This window comes from Microbacterium sp. 1.5R (genome assembly GCF_001889265.1).
Taxonomy (GTDB): domain Bacteria; phylum Actinomycetota; class Actinomycetes; order Actinomycetales; family Microbacteriaceae; genus Microbacterium.
Window position 1 is genome coordinate 538,043 of sequence record NZ_CP018151.1, and the last position, 20,203, is coordinate 558,245.

At 67.5% G+C, this 20,203-nt stretch carries 11 protein-coding genes; 6 read left to right on the plus strand and 5 right to left on the minus strand.

Features of this window, described 5'->3' with window-relative positions; all coding sequences use genetic code 11:
* Positions 1-79: 79 nt before the first annotated feature.
* Together BMW26_RS02555 and BMW26_RS02560 are read right to left on the minus strand one after the other, a co-directional pair.
* Positions 80-775, minus strand: a complete 696-nt coding sequence (locus BMW26_RS02555; protein ID WP_083569266.1) for an acyltransferase — start codon at positions 773-775, stop codon at positions 80-82.
* Positions 768-1,508, minus strand: a complete 741-nt coding sequence (locus tag BMW26_RS02560) for a CDP-alcohol phosphatidyltransferase family protein (RefSeq protein ID WP_072590681.1) — start codon at positions 1,506-1,508, stop codon at positions 768-770. Before BMW26_RS02560 ends, BMW26_RS02555 begins: the two co-directional genes overlap by 8 nt.
* Before the next feature lie 210 nt (positions 1,509-1,718).
* On the opposite strand from BMW26_RS02560, the gene BMW26_RS02565 reads away from it, so the two are divergent.
* From BMW26_RS02565 to BMW26_RS02575, 3 genes are all read left to right on the plus strand, one after another.
* A complete protein-coding gene (locus tag BMW26_RS02565; protein WP_072590682.1) occupies positions 1,719-2,324 on the plus strand; it encodes a lipase chaperone in 606 nt (201 codons plus the stop codon).
* Positions 2,325-2,390: 66 nt separating this feature from the next.
* Positions 2,391-7,499, plus strand: a complete 5,109-nt coding sequence (locus BMW26_RS02570; protein ID WP_157557393.1) for a PKD domain-containing protein — start codon at positions 2,391-2,393, stop codon at positions 7,497-7,499.
* Between the two features lie 243 nt (positions 7,500-7,742).
* Positions 7,743-13,115, plus strand: a complete 5,373-nt coding sequence (locus tag BMW26_RS02575) for a PKD domain-containing protein (protein WP_198032372.1) — start codon at positions 7,743-7,745, stop codon at positions 13,113-13,115.
* A gap of 54 nt (positions 13,116-13,169) precedes the next feature.
* Here the strand turns inward: BMW26_RS02575 and BMW26_RS02580 are convergent, their stop codons facing one another.
* Together BMW26_RS02580 and BMW26_RS02585 are read right to left on the minus strand one after the other, a co-directional pair.
* Positions 13,170-14,177 carry a glycosyltransferase gene (locus tag BMW26_RS02580; RefSeq protein ID WP_072590683.1) on the minus strand — a complete coding sequence of 336 codons (1,008 nt, stop codon included), beginning with the start codon at positions 14,175-14,177 and terminating at the stop codon, positions 13,170-13,172.
* Positions 14,174-15,442, minus strand: a complete 1,269-nt coding sequence (locus BMW26_RS02585; RefSeq protein WP_072590684.1) for a hypothetical protein — start codon at positions 15,440-15,442, stop codon at positions 14,174-14,176. The genes BMW26_RS02580 and BMW26_RS02585 overlap by 4 nt, the downstream gene beginning before the upstream one ends.
* Between BMW26_RS02585 and BMW26_RS02590 the strand changes: the two genes are divergently transcribed.
* Together BMW26_RS02590 and BMW26_RS02595 are read left to right on the plus strand one after the other, a co-directional pair.
* Positions 15,441-17,000 (plus strand): lipopolysaccharide biosynthesis protein, encoded by a 1,560-nt coding sequence (locus BMW26_RS02590; RefSeq protein ID WP_083569267.1) that lies wholly within the window; start codon positions 15,441-15,443, stop codon positions 16,998-17,000. The two genes, BMW26_RS02585 and BMW26_RS02590, sit on opposite strands and share 2 nt — an antisense overlap.
* Complete coding sequence (locus BMW26_RS02595) at positions 16,997-17,992, plus strand: phosphotransferase (protein WP_072590685.1); 996 nt, start codon at positions 16,997-16,999, stop codon at positions 17,990-17,992. The genes BMW26_RS02590 and BMW26_RS02595 overlap by 4 nt, the downstream gene beginning before the upstream one ends.
* A 6-nt stretch (positions 17,993-17,998) precedes the next feature.
* Here BMW26_RS02595 and BMW26_RS02600 read toward each other — a convergent pair whose 3' ends face one another.
* Complete coding sequence (locus BMW26_RS02600; protein ID WP_072590686.1) at positions 17,999-19,459, minus strand: polysaccharide biosynthesis tyrosine autokinase; 1,461 nt, start codon at positions 19,457-19,459, stop codon at positions 17,999-18,001.
* A 129-nt stretch (positions 19,460-19,588) separates the two neighbouring features.
* Here BMW26_RS02600 and BMW26_RS17560 point away from each other — a divergent pair, with 129 nt between their 5' ends.
* The gene (locus tag BMW26_RS17560) at positions 19,589-20,203 is read left to right on the plus strand and encodes an arsenate reductase/protein-tyrosine-phosphatase family protein (RefSeq protein WP_072590687.1); all 615 of its coding nucleotides are present in this window, start codon (positions 19,589-19,591) and stop codon (positions 20,201-20,203) included.

Consider the following 20,203-nt stretch of genomic DNA (forward strand, 5'->3'; position numbering starts at 1 on the left):
TCACTGACATCCCCAGATCCCCAAAATCCCCAAAGTCCTTCCAGCCACGCCGTCCCCACGGTCATGACTGTGGATCAGCTTACACATTTCCTCCGCCGTCGCCACCCATCGATGTCTGTCGGGTGCGGATGACCTTCGCCGGGCTGCCTGCGGCGATGCTGTAGTCGGGGATGTCCCGGGTGACGACGCTGCCACTGCCGATCACGACTCCGCGTCCGATCGTCACGCCCGAGGTGATCGTCACACCGCTGCCGATCCAGCAGTCGTCGCCGATCGTCACGGCGCCTCTCTGAACCCCCTGCGACTTGATGGTCGCGCTCGGATCCGAGAACACGTGGTTCTCGGAGAACACGCGAACACCCGGGCCCAGCATCACGTCATCGCCGATCACGATGCTGCCGGAGCAGCCGATGAAGCATCCTGTCGCGAAGCTCGAGCGGTCGCCGACGCGGAGTCCCTCCCCGACTTCGCCGCCATAGTACGACGAGGGGCGGATCGCCGTACCGGCTCCGATCGACACCCCGGATCCGAAGACGATCCCGTTCTTGGAGAGTCCCTGCAGTTCGACTCCGTCCTCGACGACGAGCCGTCCGGCGTAGCGGATGAACGACGGGTTGGTGATCCGCACCCGGCGTCCGAGAAAGAGCGGGCCGCCCGCGGTTCCGAAGAACGGCCGACGGACGAGGCCTCGGGCGATCATTCCCGCCGCCCGGCGGTACGCGCTCCATTTCGCTGCGCGTGACTGGCGCGCGGAGAGCCCGGAGAACTCAGGCATGTCCTGCCCCGCTCGGGCCGAGGGAACGGTGCCAGCGAACGACCGAGGCGATCAGGATCAGGGCGTTCACTACCAGCAGCGCCGTGTACAGCGTGATGAACAGCCAGGGGACCCAGAGCGTCGCGAACACCAGGATCAGCAGTCCGTAGTCGGCGGGCAGCACGAGCAGGGCGTACAGCGGCGAGTTCCGGAATGCGGCCTTCGACGTCGTACCCGTCGCACCGACGCGGCGGATCAGCTCGGTGAGGATCACTCCGAAGAAGAACACGGAGGCCACGACCTGGAAGCCGAGAGGGATCAGGAGCATCGGCGGCTGAAGATCGTAGAAGCGCCACCAGCAGATCAGGACGGCTATGTGGATCGTCGCCATCTTCGTGGCGTCGACCATGTGATCGAGCCATTCGCCGCGGGGCGAACCGCCGCCCCGAAGTCGTGCGAGCTGGCCGTCGGCCGAGTCGAGGGCGTACCCCAGGACGAGGAAGAGCACGATGAGCAACGAGGTGAGCAGCGTCGGCGGTGCCAGCGCGATGAGCGCGATCCCGGCGAAGGTGAACAGGGCGCTGACAGCGGTCACCTGGTCGGGAGTGCGTCCCCATGCGAACGCGACGGCGGCGAACACGCGGCCGATCGGACGGTTCACGAACCGCGAATATGCGGGCGCTCCCGAGTTGGACTTCTGGGCGGCCCGCAGCGAGGCGAGCGCTTCTCGGACGCCTGGCGTCTGCTGGGACATGAATCCTCCGGTCGTTGCTGATCGGGATGGCGGACTCGCCGGTGCGGCCGCGCAGAGCGTCGGTCGGCTCGACCTCCCCAAGGCCGACCCGCGCCGGTGACGCGCGGTTGCACTGACTTTAGCCGACGCATCGACCGTTCGCGGTGCAAGCGGTAAAGTTTGCCGAACGCCGAGATCGCACAGACGTCGAGGCGCAGGGGAGAGGGACCCATGACTCGAACGCGCAAGACGATTCTCATCGCAGTGGGGGCGGTCCTGGTCGTCGTCGTGGCCGGGATCATCTGGTTCCTGACCGCCCAGGGCGCGCAGCAGAATGCCGAGCCGTCGCCGACGGCGCCCGCGTCGGTGCCGCCGACGCCCAGCGTGTTCCCCTCGCCCACGCCCGGTTCCACCGATGTCGAGCCGTCGGAATCAGAGCCTGTCGAGGTCGACATCGATGAGACCGCCACTGTGGTCGAGGGAGTGACCGTCGAGGTCGTCTCGATGACGGCGTTCGAGTCCTCGAGCGAGCAGCCCGGCGATCTCGCCGGTCCCGCGCTGAAGGTCGTGGTCCGCGTCACCAACTCCACCGACGCCGCGCTCGATCTCGGGGGAGCGACGGTGAACCTGGCGTCAGGGCCCGATCAGAACCCCGCTCCGCCGCTCGGCGACACTGTGGCGAGTGGCCTTCCGGCGACGCTCGCGGCCGGTGAGAGCGCGGACGGCGAGTACTCGTTCTCGATTCCGGTTGACGCGCGGAGCGATGTAGGGGTTACAGTGGACCTGCTAACTGGCGAGCCTTATGCCGCGTTCAGGGGTGCGGCACCCGCCAGCTAGCGATAACTGGGGTTATCTGGGGATCTCGTCCTTCACCGGACGTGTCAATTCATTGGGGAATGAATTATGGCTGTACAACTGGGGATTTTCGCGCGCTCGCGCGCCGTGGGTCGGGCGGTTCTCGTCATGGCGACCGCGGGGGCGGTGGTCGTGGCAGGGCTCGTACTCGCGCCGTCTGCGGCATCCGCCGACACCGCGCCGGTCGACACGAGCACGCCGAAGACGGTGACGACCGACGCGCTGCCGACCGTGCAGATCAACGGGGCGGCGTGGGATCAGGTGATCGTCGGCGATACCGTGTTCGCCGGCGGCACGTTCACGACGGCGCGTCCGGCGGGGGCAGCCGCGGGCACCGAAGAGGTGACACGGAAGAACGTCCTCGCGTACGACGTGCGAACGGGAGCCCTGCTTCCCTTCGCGCCCGACGTGAACGGCCAGATCAACTCGGTCGCCGCATCTCCGGACGGCACCCGCCTGTACGTGGGGGGCGACTTCACGACGGTCGACGGGCAGCCCCGCAACAGGATCGCTGCATTCGACCTGCCCTCTGGGACCCTCGTCAGCACGTGGGCTCCGAGCGTGAACGCCTCCGTGCGAGGCATCGTCGCGACGAACGCAGCGGTGTACTTCACAGGCAACTTCGGTCGCGTCGCCAGCAACGATCGCAGTCGCGCCGCGGCAGTGACGTCGGCGGGCGACCTGCTGCCCTGGGCCCCCGTGCTCGACAACAGGGGCAACGACATCGTCATCTCGGCCGACGAGCAGAAGGTCGCGCTCGGAGGGCACTTCACGACGGTCAACGGGTCGTCCAACCCCGGATACGGCATGGCCCTGGTCGATGCGACCACGGGCGGCCTGCTTCCGTTCGCGGCCAACGGCGTTGTTCGGAACGGTGGCGAGGACAGTGCGATCTGGTCTCTGAGCACTGACGGCACGAGCCTCTACGGAACCGGATACACCTTCGGCGGAGGCGGCAACCTCGAGGGCATCTTCAAGAGCGATTGGGCGACCGGCGGTGTGACCTGGGTCGAGGATTGCCATGGCGACACCTACAGCGCGTACGCCACACCCGACGCCGTCTACGGCGTCGGGCACTCCCATTACTGCGAGAGCGTCGTCGGCGGCTTCCCGCAGAGCGACCCATGGACCCACTATCGTGCGGTCGCGTTCTCGAACTCCGTCGCGCGAACCACGCCGAACGGCCTGGCGCTCGGGTACGCGAACTGGGCGGGCAACCCCGCTCCTCGTCTCCTGCACTGGTACCCGACGTTCGACACCGGAACGGTGAGCGGCGCGACGCAGGCGGCCTGGAGCGTCACCGGCAACGCCGACTACGTCGTGATGGCGGGGGAGTTCACCCGCGTGAACAACCAGATCCAGCAGGGTCTCGTGCGCTTCGCCACGACCGAGAAGGCGCCGAACACCGACGGGCCGAGGCTGAGCGGCAGCACCTGGGTGCCCACCGCGACTGCGGTCGCCTCGGGTGCCGTGCGCGTGACCTGGCCGTTGAACTGGGATCGCGACAACGAGTTCCTCGAATACAAGGTGATCCGCGACGGGGTCAACGGGTCTCCGATCCACACGACCACTGCCCGTTCGAAGCCCGCCGACTGGGGCCTTCCCGGCATGGCCTTCGTCGACTCCGGCGTCGCCCCCGGCAGCTCCCACACCTATCGAGTGCGCGCGCAGGATGCCAAGGGCAACGTGGCCTGGAGCACCATCGTCACGGCGACTGCGGGCACCTCCGGCAATCTCAACGCCTCGTCCTACTCGCAGGCGATCCTCGCGGACCGCCCGACGCACTACTGGCCGCTCAATGACACCGGACAGGCATCCTCCGACTGGGCGGGTGCGAACAACCTCGCGGTCCGCAACGGGGTGACGCGGAGCGTCGACGGTGCGTTGGCTACCGCGACGATCCCCGCGTCTCGATTCAACGGCACCACGTCGGGGTATGCCTCGACCGAGACTGCCGAAAGAGGACCGCAGTCCTTCGCTGCTGAAGCCTGGTTCAAGACCACGACGAACGCCGGCGGGCGAATCCTCGGCTTCGGCAACCGGTCGAGCGGCACGTCGACGTCGAGCGACCGCGCCATCTACATGGACACGAGCGGTCGGCTGAACTTCGGCGTCTACCCGGCCGAGAGGCGCGTTCTCACGTCTCCGAACGCCTACAACGACGGTGCATGGCACCACGTCGTCGGCACCATGGATCCGATCGCAGGAATGACCTTCTATGTCGACGGCGTGCGCGTCGGGCAGCGGACCGACTCGTACTCGGCCGAGATCTACAGCGGCTTCTGGCGCGTCGGAGGCGATGCCACATGGTCGGGTGCGCAGTACTTCTCCGGCACGATCGATGAGGTCGCGGTGTACGGTGCATCGCTCTCTGCCACTCAGGTGGCGCAGCACTTCACGGCCGCCGGCCGCACGGTCGGTGTGCAGAACCCGCCCGCCGACGCCTACGGCTCGACCGTCGTGAAGTCCGATCCCACCCTCTACTGGCGTCTCGCGGAGTCCACGGGAACCGTGGTTCAGGATGCGTCGGGATCCGGGCAGGGCGGCAAGTATGTGGGCGCCAACACCAAGGGCCAGGCGGGTGCGCTTCAGGGCGTCGCCAACTCGGCAGTCACGTTCAGCGGGGGCCAGGCGATCAGCCAGACGGCATTCGTGAACCCCGTGGTGTATTCGACGGAGGCCTGGTTCAAGACGACGTCGACGTCGGGCGGCAAGATCGTCGGGTTCGGCAACAGCGCGACAGGAAACTCGTCGAGTTATGACCGGCACGTCTATATGACCAGCGCAGGGCAGCTCGTCTTCGGGGCGACCAATGGGGGGCAGGTGCGCCTGACCTCGAGCGGTTCCTACAACAACGGGCAGTGGCATCACGTGGTCGCGACGCAGGGTTCTTCGGGCATGCGGCTGTATGTCGACGGTGCGCTCGTCGGAGAGAACGCGAACAAGACGTCGGGCAACTACACGGGGTACTGGCACGTCGGAGGTGACGTGTCGTGGGGCCCCGGGGGCAACACCTTCCTGGGGACCATCGATGAGGTCGCCGTCTACCCGTCGGTCATTCCCGCGGCGACGGTGAGCGACCACTACAGCCTCGGACGCGATGGCGTCACCGTGAACAAGCTGCCGTCGGCGAGCTTCGCGTCGCAGGTGTCGAAGCTCAAGGTCGATGTCGACGGGTCGGCATCCGCAGACATCGACGGGACGATCGCGTCGTACGACTGGAACTGGGGCGACGGAAGCTCGCACGGCTCCGGTGCGACCGCGACCCACACATTTGCCGAGGCCGGAACGTACTCCGTGACTCTGACGGTCACGGACGACAGGACAGGCACCGCAGAGAAGACCACCTCGATCGCGGTCGTGGCGAACGTCGCGCCGACAGCGACCTTCACCTCGGCACTGTCACCGCTGAAGGTCGACGTCAACGGATCCGGATCCACGGATTCGGACGGGTCGATCGCGTCGTACGACTGGAACTGGGGTGACGACACCGCGCACGGTTCCGGCGCGACCGCGACCCACACGTATGCGGCAGCCGGGACGTATCCGGTCACGCTGACGGTGACGGACAACGATGGTGCGACGACGACCAAGACGGAATCCGTGGCGATCTCTGTCGGCGACGGGATCCTCGCGTCGGACGTCTTCGATCGCACAGTCGCGAGCGGTCTCGGCGAGGCCACGGCCGGCGGGGCGTGGTCGTTGGCGAACGCGGCATCGAACTATGCCGTGGACGGTTCGGGTGTGTTCCGGCTGACGGCCGGTGGCGCGCTGCGGACGGCGTATCTGCCCGGTGTCTCGTCGGCAGCGACCGAGGTCACGGTCGATGCGACGTTCGATTCGGTGCCGGTCGGTGGCAGCGTGTGGGCGCAGGCGCTCGCTCGTCGGATCGGTGCGGACGACTACCGGGCTCGGGTCACGGTCACAGCCAGCGGTTCGGTGAGTCTGCAGGTGCTGCGCAGCGGCACGACGCTGGCGACGCAGAACCTGACGGGTCTGACCGTCACGCCGGGAACAACGTTGACGCTGCGGGTGGAGGCATCGGGGACGAACCCGACGACCGTCCGGGCGAAGGCGTGGAAGTCGGGCACGGCGGAGCCGGCGGCATGGCAGCTGAGCACGACGGATGCGACGGCCGCGCTCCAGGCGCCCGGTCAGGTGGGCCTGGCGGCATACGCGGGATCCGGAGTATCGAACGTGCCGTTCCTGGTGCGGTTCGACAACCTGGTCGCCAAGATCCCCGGCACGGTCGTGCCGCCGCCCAATGCGAACCCGGTGGCGTCGTTCACCTCGTCGGCGAACGCTCTCGCTCTGAGTGTGGACGGGTCGGGCTCCACCGACTCCGACGGCTCGATCACGTCATGGGAGTGGGACTTCGGAGACGGCGCGGTCGGCACCGGTGCAACGGCGTCGCACACCTACGCCGCGGCCGGCACGTATACGGTCGCCCTGAGGGTCACCGATGACCGAGCGGGTGTTCACACCGTCACGAACACCGTCACCGTCACTGCTCCCGAGCCGGAGCCCGTTCTTCCGCTCGTGGTGGACGAGTTCGACCGGACGGGCGTCAACGGCTGGGGCTCGGCCGCCACCGGTGGCGCGTGGTCGTACTCGACCACGTCGCTGTCGGCGTACTCGGTCGACGGTGCGGCGGCGAAGATCGCCGTCGGAGCTGGATCGACGCGCGCTGCATATCTCGCATCGATCTCATCGGAGTCCACTGATCTCACCGCGGCGATGACCGTGAGCGAGCTGCCGGTCGGCGGCAGTGTCTTCACGTCGTTCATCGCGCGTCGGGTGGGCGCTGAGGATTATCGGGCTCGAGTCGTGATCGCGGCGAACGGTGCGGTGCAGCTGCAGGTGCAGCGCACGGCGACGACGCTGACCGCGGCGAACATCGCGGGGCTCACGCTCGCGGCCGGTGAGGAGCTGCAGGTGCGGGTGCAGGCGTTCGGTGCGAATCCGACCACGATCCGCGCGAAGGTGTGGAAGACGGGCACGACCGAACCCGCCGCCTGGCAGGTGAGCACGACGGATGCGACCGCCGCGCTGCAGGCCGCGGGCCACGTCGGCGTCGCCGCGTACCTCGGCTCGGGCACGACCAACGTGCCCTACACCGTGTCGTTGGGCAGCATCAGGGCCGTTCCGGTCCCCTGACCCGGCACCGCCGATCGCAGAACCCGGATCCGCGGGGCGTCACCGACGCCCCGCGGATCTTTTGCTGCGCCCATTACCAGAAACATCTGTGGTCGCTATAGACGGCATACAGACATTCCGGTATTCTGGCGATCGCTGCACACTTAGCCGTCTTGCGTGAAGGGGTTCGCGAAGACTGGCGGATGCAGCATCTGGGGTACTGGGGAGCACTCTTCGAGTGCATTGAATTTGGGGAGCGAGCACATGGGTGTTCTGCGCAATTTTCTGGGGAACAAGAAGGCGTCCGGACTGAGGTTCGGTACGACGCTCGCTGTGACCGCGTTGATCGCGAGTGGTCTGGTGCTCGCGCCAGCTGCCGCCAACGCCGACACTGCGCCCGTCGAGCCGACCGTGCCGTCGACGGTGACGACCGACGCGCTGCCGACCGTTCAGGTCAACGGCATCGTCTGGGACCAGGTGATCGTCGGCAACACCGTCTACGCGGCCGGTCAGTTCGCCACCGCCCGGCCTGCGGGCGCGGCGGCCGGCGTCAACGAGGTCGCTCGTAACAACGTCATCGCGTACGACATCCGCACAGGTGCGATGACGTCGTTCGCCCCGAACGTCAATGGCCAGGTGCGATCGATCGCGGCATCCCCCGACGGCAAGCGCCTCTACATCGGCGGCGACTTCACCGCGGTCAACGGTTCCACGCGCAACCGCGTCGCGGCTTTCGACATCCCTGCCGGGACGCTGGTCGGAACCTGGGCCCCGAGCGTGAACGCCTCGGTGCGCGCGATCACCGCCACCAACTCCGCGGTGTACTTCACCGGCATCTTCGGCCGGGTCGCCAGCAACGACCGAGTGCGAGCCGCTGCGGTGAGCTCCTCGGGAGCGCTGCTGCCCTGGGCCCCGCAGCTCGACAACCGCGGCAACGACGTCGTGGTCTCGGGCGACGGCACCAAGGTCGCGCTGGCCGGGCACTTCACCACGGTCAACGGTTCGTCGAACCCCGGATACGGCATGGCTCTGGTCGATGCGACGACTGGTGGGCTGCTGCCGTTCGCGGCCAACAGCATCGTCCGCAACGGCGGCCCCGACGCCGCGATCTGGTCGCTGACGACCGACGGCGACAACCTCTATGGCACCGGCTACCACTTCGGCGGCGGTGGCAACCTCGAGGGGATCTTCAAGAGCGACTGGGCGACGGGCGGTCTGACCTGGGTCGAGGACTGCCACGGAGACACCTACAGTGCTTACGCGACTCCCGACGTCGTGTACGGCGCCGGCCACTCCCACTACTGCGGCAGTCTGGTCGACGGGTTCCCGCAGAGCGAGCCGTGGACGTTCTACCGCGGTGTCGCCTTCTCGAACTCCGTCGAGCGCACCACCCCGTACGGCCTCGGCTACGGATACTACGACTGGGGCGGAAACCCGGCTCCTCGTCTGCTCCACTGGTACCCGACGTTCAACACGGGCTCGGTGAGCGGTGCGAACCAGGGTCCCTGGAACGTCACCGGCAACACCGACTATGTCGTCATGGCGGGTGAGTTCACCCGCGTGAACAACCAGCTCCAGCAGGGCCTCGTCCGATTCGCGACGACGTCGAAGGCGCCGAACAGCGATGGTCCTCGCCTGAGCAGCAGCACCTGGGTGCCGTCGGCGAACTCGATCGCCCAGGGGACCATGCGCGTCAGCTGGCCGCTCAACTGGGATCGTGACAACGAGTTCCTCGAGTACAAGCTGATCAGAGACGGCGCCAACGCGTCGCCGATCTACACCACCACAGCACGGTCGAAGTCGGCCGACTGGGGTCTGGCCGGACTCTCCTTCATCGACAAGGGGCTCGTCCAGGGCAGCACGCACACGTATCGCGTCCGAGCAGAGGACGCCCACGGCAACGTGGCGTGGAGCAACATCATCACCGCGACGGTGAACGGTGCGGGGGTCATGCCGGCCTACTCGACGGCGGTGCTCGATGACGCCCCTACCAGCTACTGGCCTCTCAATGATTCGGGCTCCTCGTCGATCGACTGGGCAGGTTCCAGTGACCTCGCTGTACGCGACGGCGTGACCAGGAGCGTCGACGGCGCTCTGACGCCGGCATCCGTTCCGGCATCGAGCTTCAACGGCACGAACACGGGCTTCGCCACGACGCAGACGGCCATCGAGGGTCCGCAGAAGTTCGCGATCGAGGCCTGGTTCAAGACCACGACCACCGAAGGCGGCAAGATCGTCGGATTCGGAAACAGCCCGACCGGGACCTCCTCCGCGTACGACCGTCATGTCTACATGGACCAGAGCGGTCGAGTGAACTTCGGCGTCTACCCGAATGCCTCTCGCATCGTCACCTCATCGGACGCGTACAACGACGGTACGTGGCACCACGTGGTCGCATCGCTCGATCCGACCGACGGCATGGAGCTGTTCATCGACGGCGTGAAGGTCGCGCAGCGCTCCGACACGACGTCGGCTCAGGCCTACACGGGCTACTGGCGCATCGGCGGCGACTCGACGTGGTCGGGCTCCCAGTTCTTCAACGGCTCGATCGACGAGGTCGCGATCTACAACGGCGCTCTCTCCCGCACGCAGGTCCAGGAGCACTACGTGGCCTCCGGTCGCACGCTCGAGGGATCCACGCCGCCCAGTGACGGATACGGCGCGGCTGTCTACGCGGCAGAACCGACTCTGTACTGGCGTCTCGACGAGACATCCGGGACGGTTGCGGCCGATTCGTCAGGCTCGGCGCAGCGCGGTTCGTACTTCGGTGCTCACACGAAGGTCGCCACTGGAGCTCTCGACGGAGTGACCAGCGGATCGACCACCTTCGAGGGCGGACAGCTGATCAGCCAGAAGTCCTTCGTGAATCCGGTGGTGTACTCGACGGAGGCGTGGTTCAAGACCACCTCGTCGTCCGGCGGCAAGATCATCGGCTTCGGCAATGGCGCGACGGGCAACTCGTCGAGCTATGACCGCCATGTCTACATGACGGATGCCGGGCGGCTCGTCTTCGGTGCCTATACGGGGCAGACCGTGATGGTCACCTCGGACAACTCGTACAACAACGGCCAGTGGCACCACGTCGTGGCGACCCAGGGGCCTGCGGGCATGCGGCTCTATGTCGACGGCGCTCTCGTCGGCGAGAACCCGAACACGGCAGCGGAGAACTACACGGGCTACTGGCACGTCGGTGGCGACGTGACGTGGGGACCTGGCGGCAACGAGTTCGCCGGCACGATCGATGAGGTCGCCGTCTACTCGTCGGTGCTCTCTCCTGCGACCGTCGCAGACCACTACAGCCTGGGCAGCGAGGGCGCTCCGGCGAACAAGCTGCCGTCTGCGAGCTTCGCGTCGCAGGTGTCCAAGCTGAAGGTCGACGTCGACGGCTCGGCATCCACCGACGAGGACGGAACGATTGCCTCGTACGACTGGAACTGGGGTGACGACAGTGCGCACGGTGTGGGAGCGACAGCCACCCACACCTATGCGACCGCCGGCACGTACACGGTGACACTGACGGTGACGGACGATCGCGCCGGCACGGCGCACAAGACCGCCGAGGTGGTCACGGTGGCGAATGTGCCCCCGACTGCGGCATTCACCTCCTCGGTGACACCGTTGAAGGTCGCTGTGGATGCGTCGACCTCGGTCGACTCGGACGGGACGATCGCTTCGTACGACTGGAACTGGGGCGACGGAAGCGCGCACGGTTCGGCTGCGACCGGGACACACACCTACGCGGAGGCCGGCACATACCTGGTGACGCTGACGGTGACCGACAATGACGGCGTCACGGCGACCAAGACGGAATCCGTCGTGGTCCCCCCGATTCCGGCGAACGTCGCGCCGACTGCAGCATTCACCTCGACCGCGAACGGTCTGGCTACGTCGGTGAACGGCGGCGGGTCCACGGACTCCGACGGCTCCATCGCGTCGTACGACTGGAACTGGGGTGACGGTACTGCGCACGGTTCCGGTGCATCGGCCACTCACACGTATGCGGAGGCCGGCACGTACACGGTGACGCTGACCGTGACGGACAACGTCGGAGCGACGGGGACCGTCGCGCACGACGTGACGGTCGAAGCACCGGTCGGGCCGAGTGTCCTCGCGACGGACTCGTTCGGACGGACGCTCCCGAGCGGTCTCGGGACGTCCGACCTGGGCGGTGCGTGGTCGCTGGCCAATGCGGCATCGAACTATGCCGTGGACGGATCGGGTGTGTTCCGGCTGACGGCCGGTGGCGCACTGCGGACGGCGTATCTGCCCGGTGTCTCGTCGGCAGCGACCGAGGTCACGGTCGACATGACATTCGATTCAGTGCCGGTCGGCGGCAGCGTGCAGGCGCAGGCGCTCGCCCGTCGGATCGGTGCGGACGACTACCGGGCTCGGGTCACGGTCACAGCAAACGGTTCGGTGAGTCTGCAGGTGCTGCGCAGCGGCACGACGCTGGCGACGCAGAACCTGACGGGTCTGACCGTCACGCCGGGAACAACGTTGACGCTGCGGGTGGAGGCATCGGGGACGAACCCGACGACCGTCCGGGCGAAGGCGTGGAAGTCGGGCACGGCGGAGCCGGCGGCATGGCAGCTGAGCACGACGGACTCGACGGCCGCGCTCCAGGCGCCCGGTCAGGTGGGCCTGGCGGCATACGCGGGATCCGGAGTATCGAACGTGCCGTTCCTGGTGCGGTTCGACAACCTGGTCGCCAAGACGCCCGGCACGGTCGTGCCGCCGCCCAACGTGAACCCGGTCGCGTCGTTCACGTCATCGGCGAACGCGCTCGCCCTGAGCGTGGACGGATCGGGGTCCACCGACTCCGACGGCACGGTCACCTCCTGGGAATGGAACTTCGGCGACGGGGCGACGGGCACAGGGGCGACGGCGTCGCACACCTACGCCGCGGCGGGAACATACGCCGTCACGCTGAAGGTGACCGACAACAGTGGGGGCACGCACACCGTCACGAACAACGTCACCGTCACCGCGCCGACACCTCCCGACCCGACTCAGCCGCTCGTGCTCGACGAGTTCAACCGCACAGGTGTGAACGGCTGGGGCGCGGCCGCCGCGGGCGGCGCGTGGTCGTACTCGACCACGTCGCTGTCGGCGTACTCGGTCGACGGCGCGTCGGCGAAGATCGCCGTGGCAGCGGGTTCGACTCGTGCGGCGTATCTCGCCACCGTGTCCACGGCCGCGGCGGATCTGACCGCGACCACCTCGGTCGCTCAGCTGCCCGTCGCGGGGAGCGTCTACAGTTCGTTCATCGCGCGTCGGGTGGGGGCTGAGGATTATCGGGCTCGTGTCGTGATCGCGGCGAACGGTGCGGTGCAGCTGCAGGTGCAGCGCACGGCGACGACGCTGACCGCGGCGAACATTGCGGGGCTCACGCTCGCGGCCGGTGAGGAGCTGCAGGTGCGGGTGCAGGCGTTCGGTGCGAATCCGACCACGATCCGCGCGAAGGTGTGGAAGACGGGCACGACCGAACCCGCCGCCTGGCAGGTGAGCACGACGGATGCGACCGCCGCCCTCCAGGCCGCGGGCCACGTCGGTGTCGCCGCCTACATCGGAGCCGGTGTGACGAACGTCCCGTACACGGTGTCGTTCGGCAGCATCAAGGTCGTCGCGATCCCCTGATCCGGCACCATCGAGTCACCACAGAGACTCACAGCACACAGATCCGCGGGTGCCTCACCGGTGCCCGCGGATCTCTGCTGCACGGGCGTATGCCGTGGCGTGCTGGCGGGCCGTCACCGGCCACTCCCGAGCGCTGAGATCGGGGGATCCGTCGGGGATGCCCCGTTGCAGCGCGTCGCGGATGGCCCGCGTGAGCTCGGTGTCGGCATCGAGCAGGTGCACCCAGGATGCGCCGATCTCCTGCTGCAGGTCCCGAGTCACCGCGTTGTCGGGGACGAGGACGGGGCGATCGAGTGACAGCGCGAGGAGTGCGACTCCGGAGTTGTGCAGCTGACGATAGGGGAGTGCGACCAGGGAGGACGAGGAGATGATCTCCACGATCCGCCGGTCGTCCACGAAATCCAGCTCGAGGGTGATGCGATCCGATCCGGACGCGTTCCTCCTGAGCGTGTCCCGCAGCGCCGCGTCAGCGGGCTTCCCCGCCACATGGAGCCGGAAGGCTCCGTGCTCCGTGTCCTCGGCGACGGCTGCGACCAACTCCTCCATGCCCTTGTAGGGACGGATGTGTCCGACCACGCTCACGAGATCGTCGGTCGCCTGCAGGCGCGGGAAAGGTGCGAAATGATCGCGGTAGTGACCGTGAGGGATCAGCACCCGCTCTGCGGACGTCTCGGTGCGCGTGCGCTCATTGAGGATGATCCACAGGGTGGTGAGGCGATTCCATCGCCGCAGGATCGCGCTGTCCACTCTCGAGGTGGACTCGTGCGGTCGCTCATTGTGCGCGGTCCGGACGAGAGCGGTCCTGGTCAGGGCGATGCGACTCTGCAGCGCCGCGGTCAGCGCGCGTCGCGCCCAGCGCTTGGGGCCGCTCGACGCCGAGGTGAAGATCTCGGGCCAGTGGACATGAAGCACGTCGTAGCGACCGAGGATCGCGGTGCGCCACGAGAAGAGCTGGACATCGACCTCCTGTCCCACGGCATCCACCAGCTGCACGATGTAGGGGTTCGTCGTCTCACGGATCGCCGGAGTCGACATCATCACCCGAAGGTGCCTCGCGCTCATCGTCTGAGACTCTTCTCTCGCCACGGTGATTCCTCGAAGCGAAGATGGGGCCCGGCCAAGGCGAGCCCGAGGGCGAGGCCGAAGAAGGGCGCTGAACTGTAGATCGGGTTGAAGAACAGGTTCCAGGCGGTGATGATCACCGCGAACAGCAGAAGCGCGGTGGCGGTTCCCCGGGCGAGCTCGACGGCGACTCTGCGGACCATGACGACCACGGCGATGACGAGGAAGATCAGCACGGGCCAGCCGAAGTACGCCCAGAGATCCCCGGTCATCGAGTGCAGTTCGAACTTCGTGGGTCCGAACATGAAGTTCTCGACGTAGCCGTTGTTCGGGTCGTAGTTGATCACCTGCATCCCGGATTTGGCCACGAGGATGTCCGACGGCGAGGCGATCGTCCCGGCGCCGAACCCGAGTGGGCGACTCAGGAAGAGTGCGGCGGTCGCGGCCAGCTCGGGACGCCCGCCCACGAGGATGGAGCCTGCTCGCTCCTGCTGCTCGACGGAGCGCGCCTGAGCGTCCTCGCCGAGGTAGCCCTCGACGAGGAGACTCGTTCCGATCACGTACACGGTCACGCCGATCGCCGCCGCCCAGACGAGGACCTTCGCCGCCGACATCCGCTTGTTCGAGATCCGCGGCATCGCCTGCCACACGAGCAACAGCAGCACGATGGTGAAGACGCCGAAGAACGCGCGGGAGTCCATCGCAACGGAGACGAGCGCCAGCGCGCCGAGGGCGAGCATGTCGCTCAGACGTCGTCGAGAGCGGAGTGTCAACGAGAGGACGATGACGGCCACCGGGAGTCCGATCGCGAACTTCCAGGGGTTCTCGGCGAAGGTGGACGGGCGCATGACGGCTGCCGCGACCATTCCGAGCCCATAGGTGAAGCCGATGGTCCACAGCGGGACGAAGCGTTGCGCCCAGACAACGATCCCCGCGACCATGGGCACGCTGAGGAACAGCAGGGTCGTCGCGATCAGCGTGCTCTGCGAGGTGTCATGGTCTTGCGCGGCGACGGCCGTCAACCAGACGCCCGACACAGCGGAGACGGCTGCGGTGATCGCGAGCCAGAGTCCGGCCCGGCTCGCCACGAGCCGGGGCACCCAGAGAGGGAGGAGCACGAGGGCCAGGACCTGACCGACGCTGACGCCGGAGCCGACGAAGATCCGAGCCCCGATGAGGAACAGCGTCAGCAGTGCCAGAGCGGCTTCGGCGTCGGTGAAGAAAGTCCTGTGCAGACGCGAGGTCTGAGGCGCGACCGTCATCATGCGTGACCCCCCTCGTCCGCCTGCGGCTGTAGTATTACCCACATCGAGTCTACGGGCTCATCGGGGCGGAATACTGGGGGTATCGGGAGTGGGCTCTCAGCGCGCGTCTTTGGGGGATGCGGCCGCACGCGGAGCGAGTGTGACACTCGCCGGGCAGCTGTACCGGACGGTTCTCCAGTTCGTCTCGATCTTCGTTCTCGCGCGATTGCTGACGCCCGACGACTTCGGTCTGATCGCGATGGTCGCCGCGGTCATCGGCATCTCGGAGCTCTTCCGAGACTTCGGCCTGTCGAGCGCTGCGATCCAGGCCAAGCACGTCTCGATCGGCGAGCGCACGAACCTCTTCTGGGTGAACACGGCCCTCGGAACGGGATGCGCCGTCATCGTCGCCCTCGCCGCCCCTCTGGTCGGTCTGCTGTACTCCAACGACCAGGTCCCGGCGATCGTGGTCGTGATGTCGATCGGCTTCGTGCTGAGCGGCATGGTGACTCAATACCGGGCCGACCTGACCCGCCGGCTGCGGTTCCTCGGCCTCTCGATCACCGAGGCCGTCGCACCCACCGTCGGATTCGCCGTCGGCATCATCCTCGCCCTGCAGGGGTTCGGCTACTGGGCGCTCGTCGTGCAGCAGCTGTCGTCGTCCTTGGTGCTTCTCGTGCTCTCGGTCGTCATCGCCCGCTGGCTGCCGGGACTCCCGCGGCGACGCACGTCGATCCGACGGTTCATGAAGTTCGGAGCGGCGCTCTTCCTGACGCAGCTGATCTCGTACGGAACGAAGAACGTCGACAACATCGCGATCGGTGTCGTGTGGGGTGCCGGCCCTCTCGGCTACTACGACCGCGCGTACCAGCTTCTGATGGCCCCGCTCAACCAGATCAACGCGCCGATGACGCGCGTCGCGCTTCCCGTGCTCTCGAGGATCCACGAAGAGAAGGAGCGGTTCGCCGGCTACCTCCTGAAGGCGCAGATCGTCGGGGGATACGCCACCGCGACGCTCTTCGCCCTGGCCGCCGGAATGGCTCCGGCGATCGTCGATGTGCTCTTCGGTCCGCAATGGGCGCCGATGGCGCCGATCTTCGCCGTACTGGCCATCGGCGGAGTGCTTCGTGCCACCGCGCAGGTCTCCTACTGGATGTTCCTCGCGACGGCGAACACCGGGGCGCAGCTGCGGATGTTCCTCGTCGTGCGTCCGATCATGATCGTGATAATCCTGGCCGGGCTCCCGTGGGGGGCGTTCGGCGTCGCCGTCGGAAGCACGGTGGCGTATGCGCTGCACTGGATCGCATCGCTCGTCTGGGCGTCTCGAGTGACCGGAGTCCCCGCCAGGCCCCTCATCACGAACATCATTCGCATACTCTTGACGGTCTCCGTGCCGTGCGGGCTCCTTGCCCTCGGAATCAGCGCACTGGGATGGAGCTCGATCGCGACCGTTCTCGTGGCGGTCGGAGCGAGCATCGCCTATCTGCTGCTCCTCACACTCGTGTCGCCCCGGACGCGCGAAGATCTGCTCACCGTGGTCTCCTTCATCCGCCGCTCGTTCGGCAAGCGGTCGCGATGAACGGGTTCGCGCGGGAGCGTGCGGCGAAGGCGGCGCTGGCCGCTGCCCTGCGCGAGCGCAGCGCCGACGTGGCGCCCGGAGTCTGGCGGATTCTCGACACCCGGTCTGCCGTGCTTCCCGAGCACCGTCAGGGTTGGCGGATCGTGATAGATCATCTGGGACGGGGGAGCGGCGCGAAGCGGGCACTGCTCGACATGCGGCGCCTTCTTGCGGCGCCGCGGCGCGTGCGTCTCGGTGATCCCGAGGCGGGGATGCCGGCGGCACAGATGCCGGTCCGGGTTCTGATGACGAAGGACGGTGGTCTGGTCGGCTTCGACCGCGCAGATTCGACCGTCACGCACCTGCGTCGGACTGCACTCCCTCCCGAGTATCGCGAGCGCCGTCTCGCGCTCGGCGAGGTCTACTCCGCCGTGGAGTGGCATCTCGACGACGATGGCAGGCGGCTGACGGAAGCGCGCGTGCCAGGGCGGCCGGCGCAGCTCTGGGCGCCGGCGGACCGGATCGCTCTCCTTCGCACCCTCCTCGTCATCTCGACATCTCGTCTCACCGCCGACGCGGCCGCACAGCCGCTCCTGACGGAGGCTCGGGCAGCGCTCGAGGGCCTGTCGGGGCAGGCCAGGTGGGAGGAGGCAGGCAGAGCAGCAGATCTCGTGGGAGAGGTTCCGTGGGTGCTCGCGCACGGCGACCTCACGCCGGAGAACGTCCTGGGTCATGGTCCTGAGGACTGGGGCCCGATCGACTTCGAGGACGCGCGTCCCGCGCCGTTCTTCTACGACGCGCTCTCCCTCGCCGTGAGAGACGACGCGATGCGTGCCGCGCTCAGTGGTGGCGAGCTCGAAGAGGAATGGTGTGACCTCCTGAGTGCTGCGGGGGTCGACCCGGCGATCCTCACTCCCGTGATCGCGATGGATATCGTCGCTGTCATCGCCGCCGACCATCACCGCCGCGAACACGGCGGGGACTTCGGCTACACGCTCGCGTCGCTCACCTGAATCGCATCACCGCGCGGTCTTGGCCGAAGCGTCCTTCTCGGTCTTCTTCTTGGAGGCGGCCTGCTTCTCGGACGAGCGGGTCTCCGGTACCTTCTTCTCGGTGGCGGGCTCGGCGGGCTCGGCATCCTCGTAGTAGCTCGAGGAGGAGTGCTCCGGCGGAACCGCGTTCAGCACGAAGCCGATGACGCGGGCGCCGGCACCGGTGAGAGTCTCGACGGCCCTGCGCAGCGACTGGCGACGTGTGACCTTGTATCGACCCACCAGGAGGCTCGCGCCCGAGGCGCGGGCGAGCGTGAGCGTGTCGCTCACCGGAAGCACCGGCGCGGAATCGACGACCACGAAGTCGTAGTGCTCGCGCACCTCGCGGAGCAGATCCTGCATAGCCGTGGAGCTCACGATCTCGGTCGGGTTGGGCGGACGCAGTCCACTGGTCAGCACATCGATGTTCCTGGTGCCCCAGTTCTGGATGGAATCCGCGAGGGATGCCTGGTGCGTGAGGGCAGTGGTCAGGCCCACCGATCCGTCGAGTCCGCAGGCTTCTGCGATCCGGGGGCGGCGCAGGTCCGCGTCGATCAGGAGCACCCGGGGGCGGCGCTCGGCGAGCGCGAGCGTGAGGTTCACCGCGGTGGTCGTCTTCCCCTCACCCGCGAACGCCGAGGACACGACGACCATGCGGAGGTCTCCGTCGATGTCCGCGAAGTCGAGGCTGGCGGCAAGGCGACGATACGCCTCGCGCGTCGAGGCGGAGGAGTCCCACTGTCCGCTGATCGACGACCGCTGCGCACGGCGCTTGCCGCTGGGGCGGGGGATACGCCCGAGGAAGGGGATGCCGGCCGAGCGCTCAGCGTCCTCTTCGGAGCGGATGCGGGTGTCGAGCAGCTGCTTGAGGACTGCGTAGATGACGGCGAGGACGAGTCCCAGAGCCGCGCCCGTGACCGCGATCAGGCGAGTGTTGGGCGCGAAGGGGAACTTCGGCACGCTCGGCGGCGTCACCGTCGTCAGAACGATAGACGGCCTTCCCGCGGCGTCCTTGGGCGACAGGTCGCTGGTCACGTTCGCGAGCGAGTCCATGACGGCGGCTGCCGTCTCCTGGGCCTGCTCGGGATCGGTGCTGACGACGGTCAGGGTGACGATGACGGTGTTCAGCTCGACTTCCGCCGACACCGACTCGGCCAGGCCCTCGACCGTCTTGTCGAGCTCGAGGTCTTCGATGACCGGTTCGAGCACCGCGGGTGTCGTCGCCAGGTTGGCGTAGGACTGCATGAGGCTCTGGGTGTACTGCGATCCCTGCACGAGTTCGCTCACGGTGTCGCCGCGCTGCGAGGAGACGTACGCGCTGGTCGTCGCCTCGTACTGGTCGGGCTGGACGGTCGCGTATGCGAATCCTGCGACCCCGCCGATGACCGTCGCAGCGACGAGCAGATACCACCGGTCCCGCAGAGCCGTGAGGTAATCCTTCAGATCCATGTTCTTCCCCCGTACCAAGTCCAGCTGCCTGCGATCCGTGTCGATTCGCCCCCCACAGGATTCACTCGCACAGAGCAGGCACGCAGGTGCGCTGTATAGCCTAGGGGCACCGGCATGTGAGGAGAATGAATGCGGCCCGAATCGGTGCTCGCCGTCTGCGCGGCGAACGTATGCCGATCGCCGGTGATCTCGTTCCTCATGGCTCGGGAGTTCTCGACGTTCGGCGCACCCGAGGGATCGGTGTTCGCCTCCGCGGGCGCCAGCGCGCGTGGCGGAGTGGCCGTCTGCCACACGATGCGTTCGAGGTTGACCGAACGAGCGGGCTGGTCGGACTTCGCCGAGGGATACCGCTCGGTGCGACTCGCACCGGACCACATCGATTCGGCCGAGCTCATCCTCACCGCGACCGCGGCCGAGCGCGGCGCGGTGGCGCGCCTCCGGCCGTCGGCGCGGACGCGCACGTTCACACTGCTCGAGGCGGTCGCCCTCGCAGAGCATGCGAACGCGGCGCCGGTTCCCGCGATGGACTTCGATCTCTCGACGCTCGCCGAACTGATGAATGCGCAGCGCGGGCTCGTCGAGCCCCCGAGACCGCCGCGCTGGCGCCGGCCCGGGCCGGAGGAGGTCTTCGACATCCCCGATGCGCACACGAGCCGGGCGCGCCACGAGCGCGTCCTCCGGACTGTCGAGATGGCGTCCACGCGTCTGGGGGCGGCCGTCAGAGCGCTCATGACAGCGCCCTGA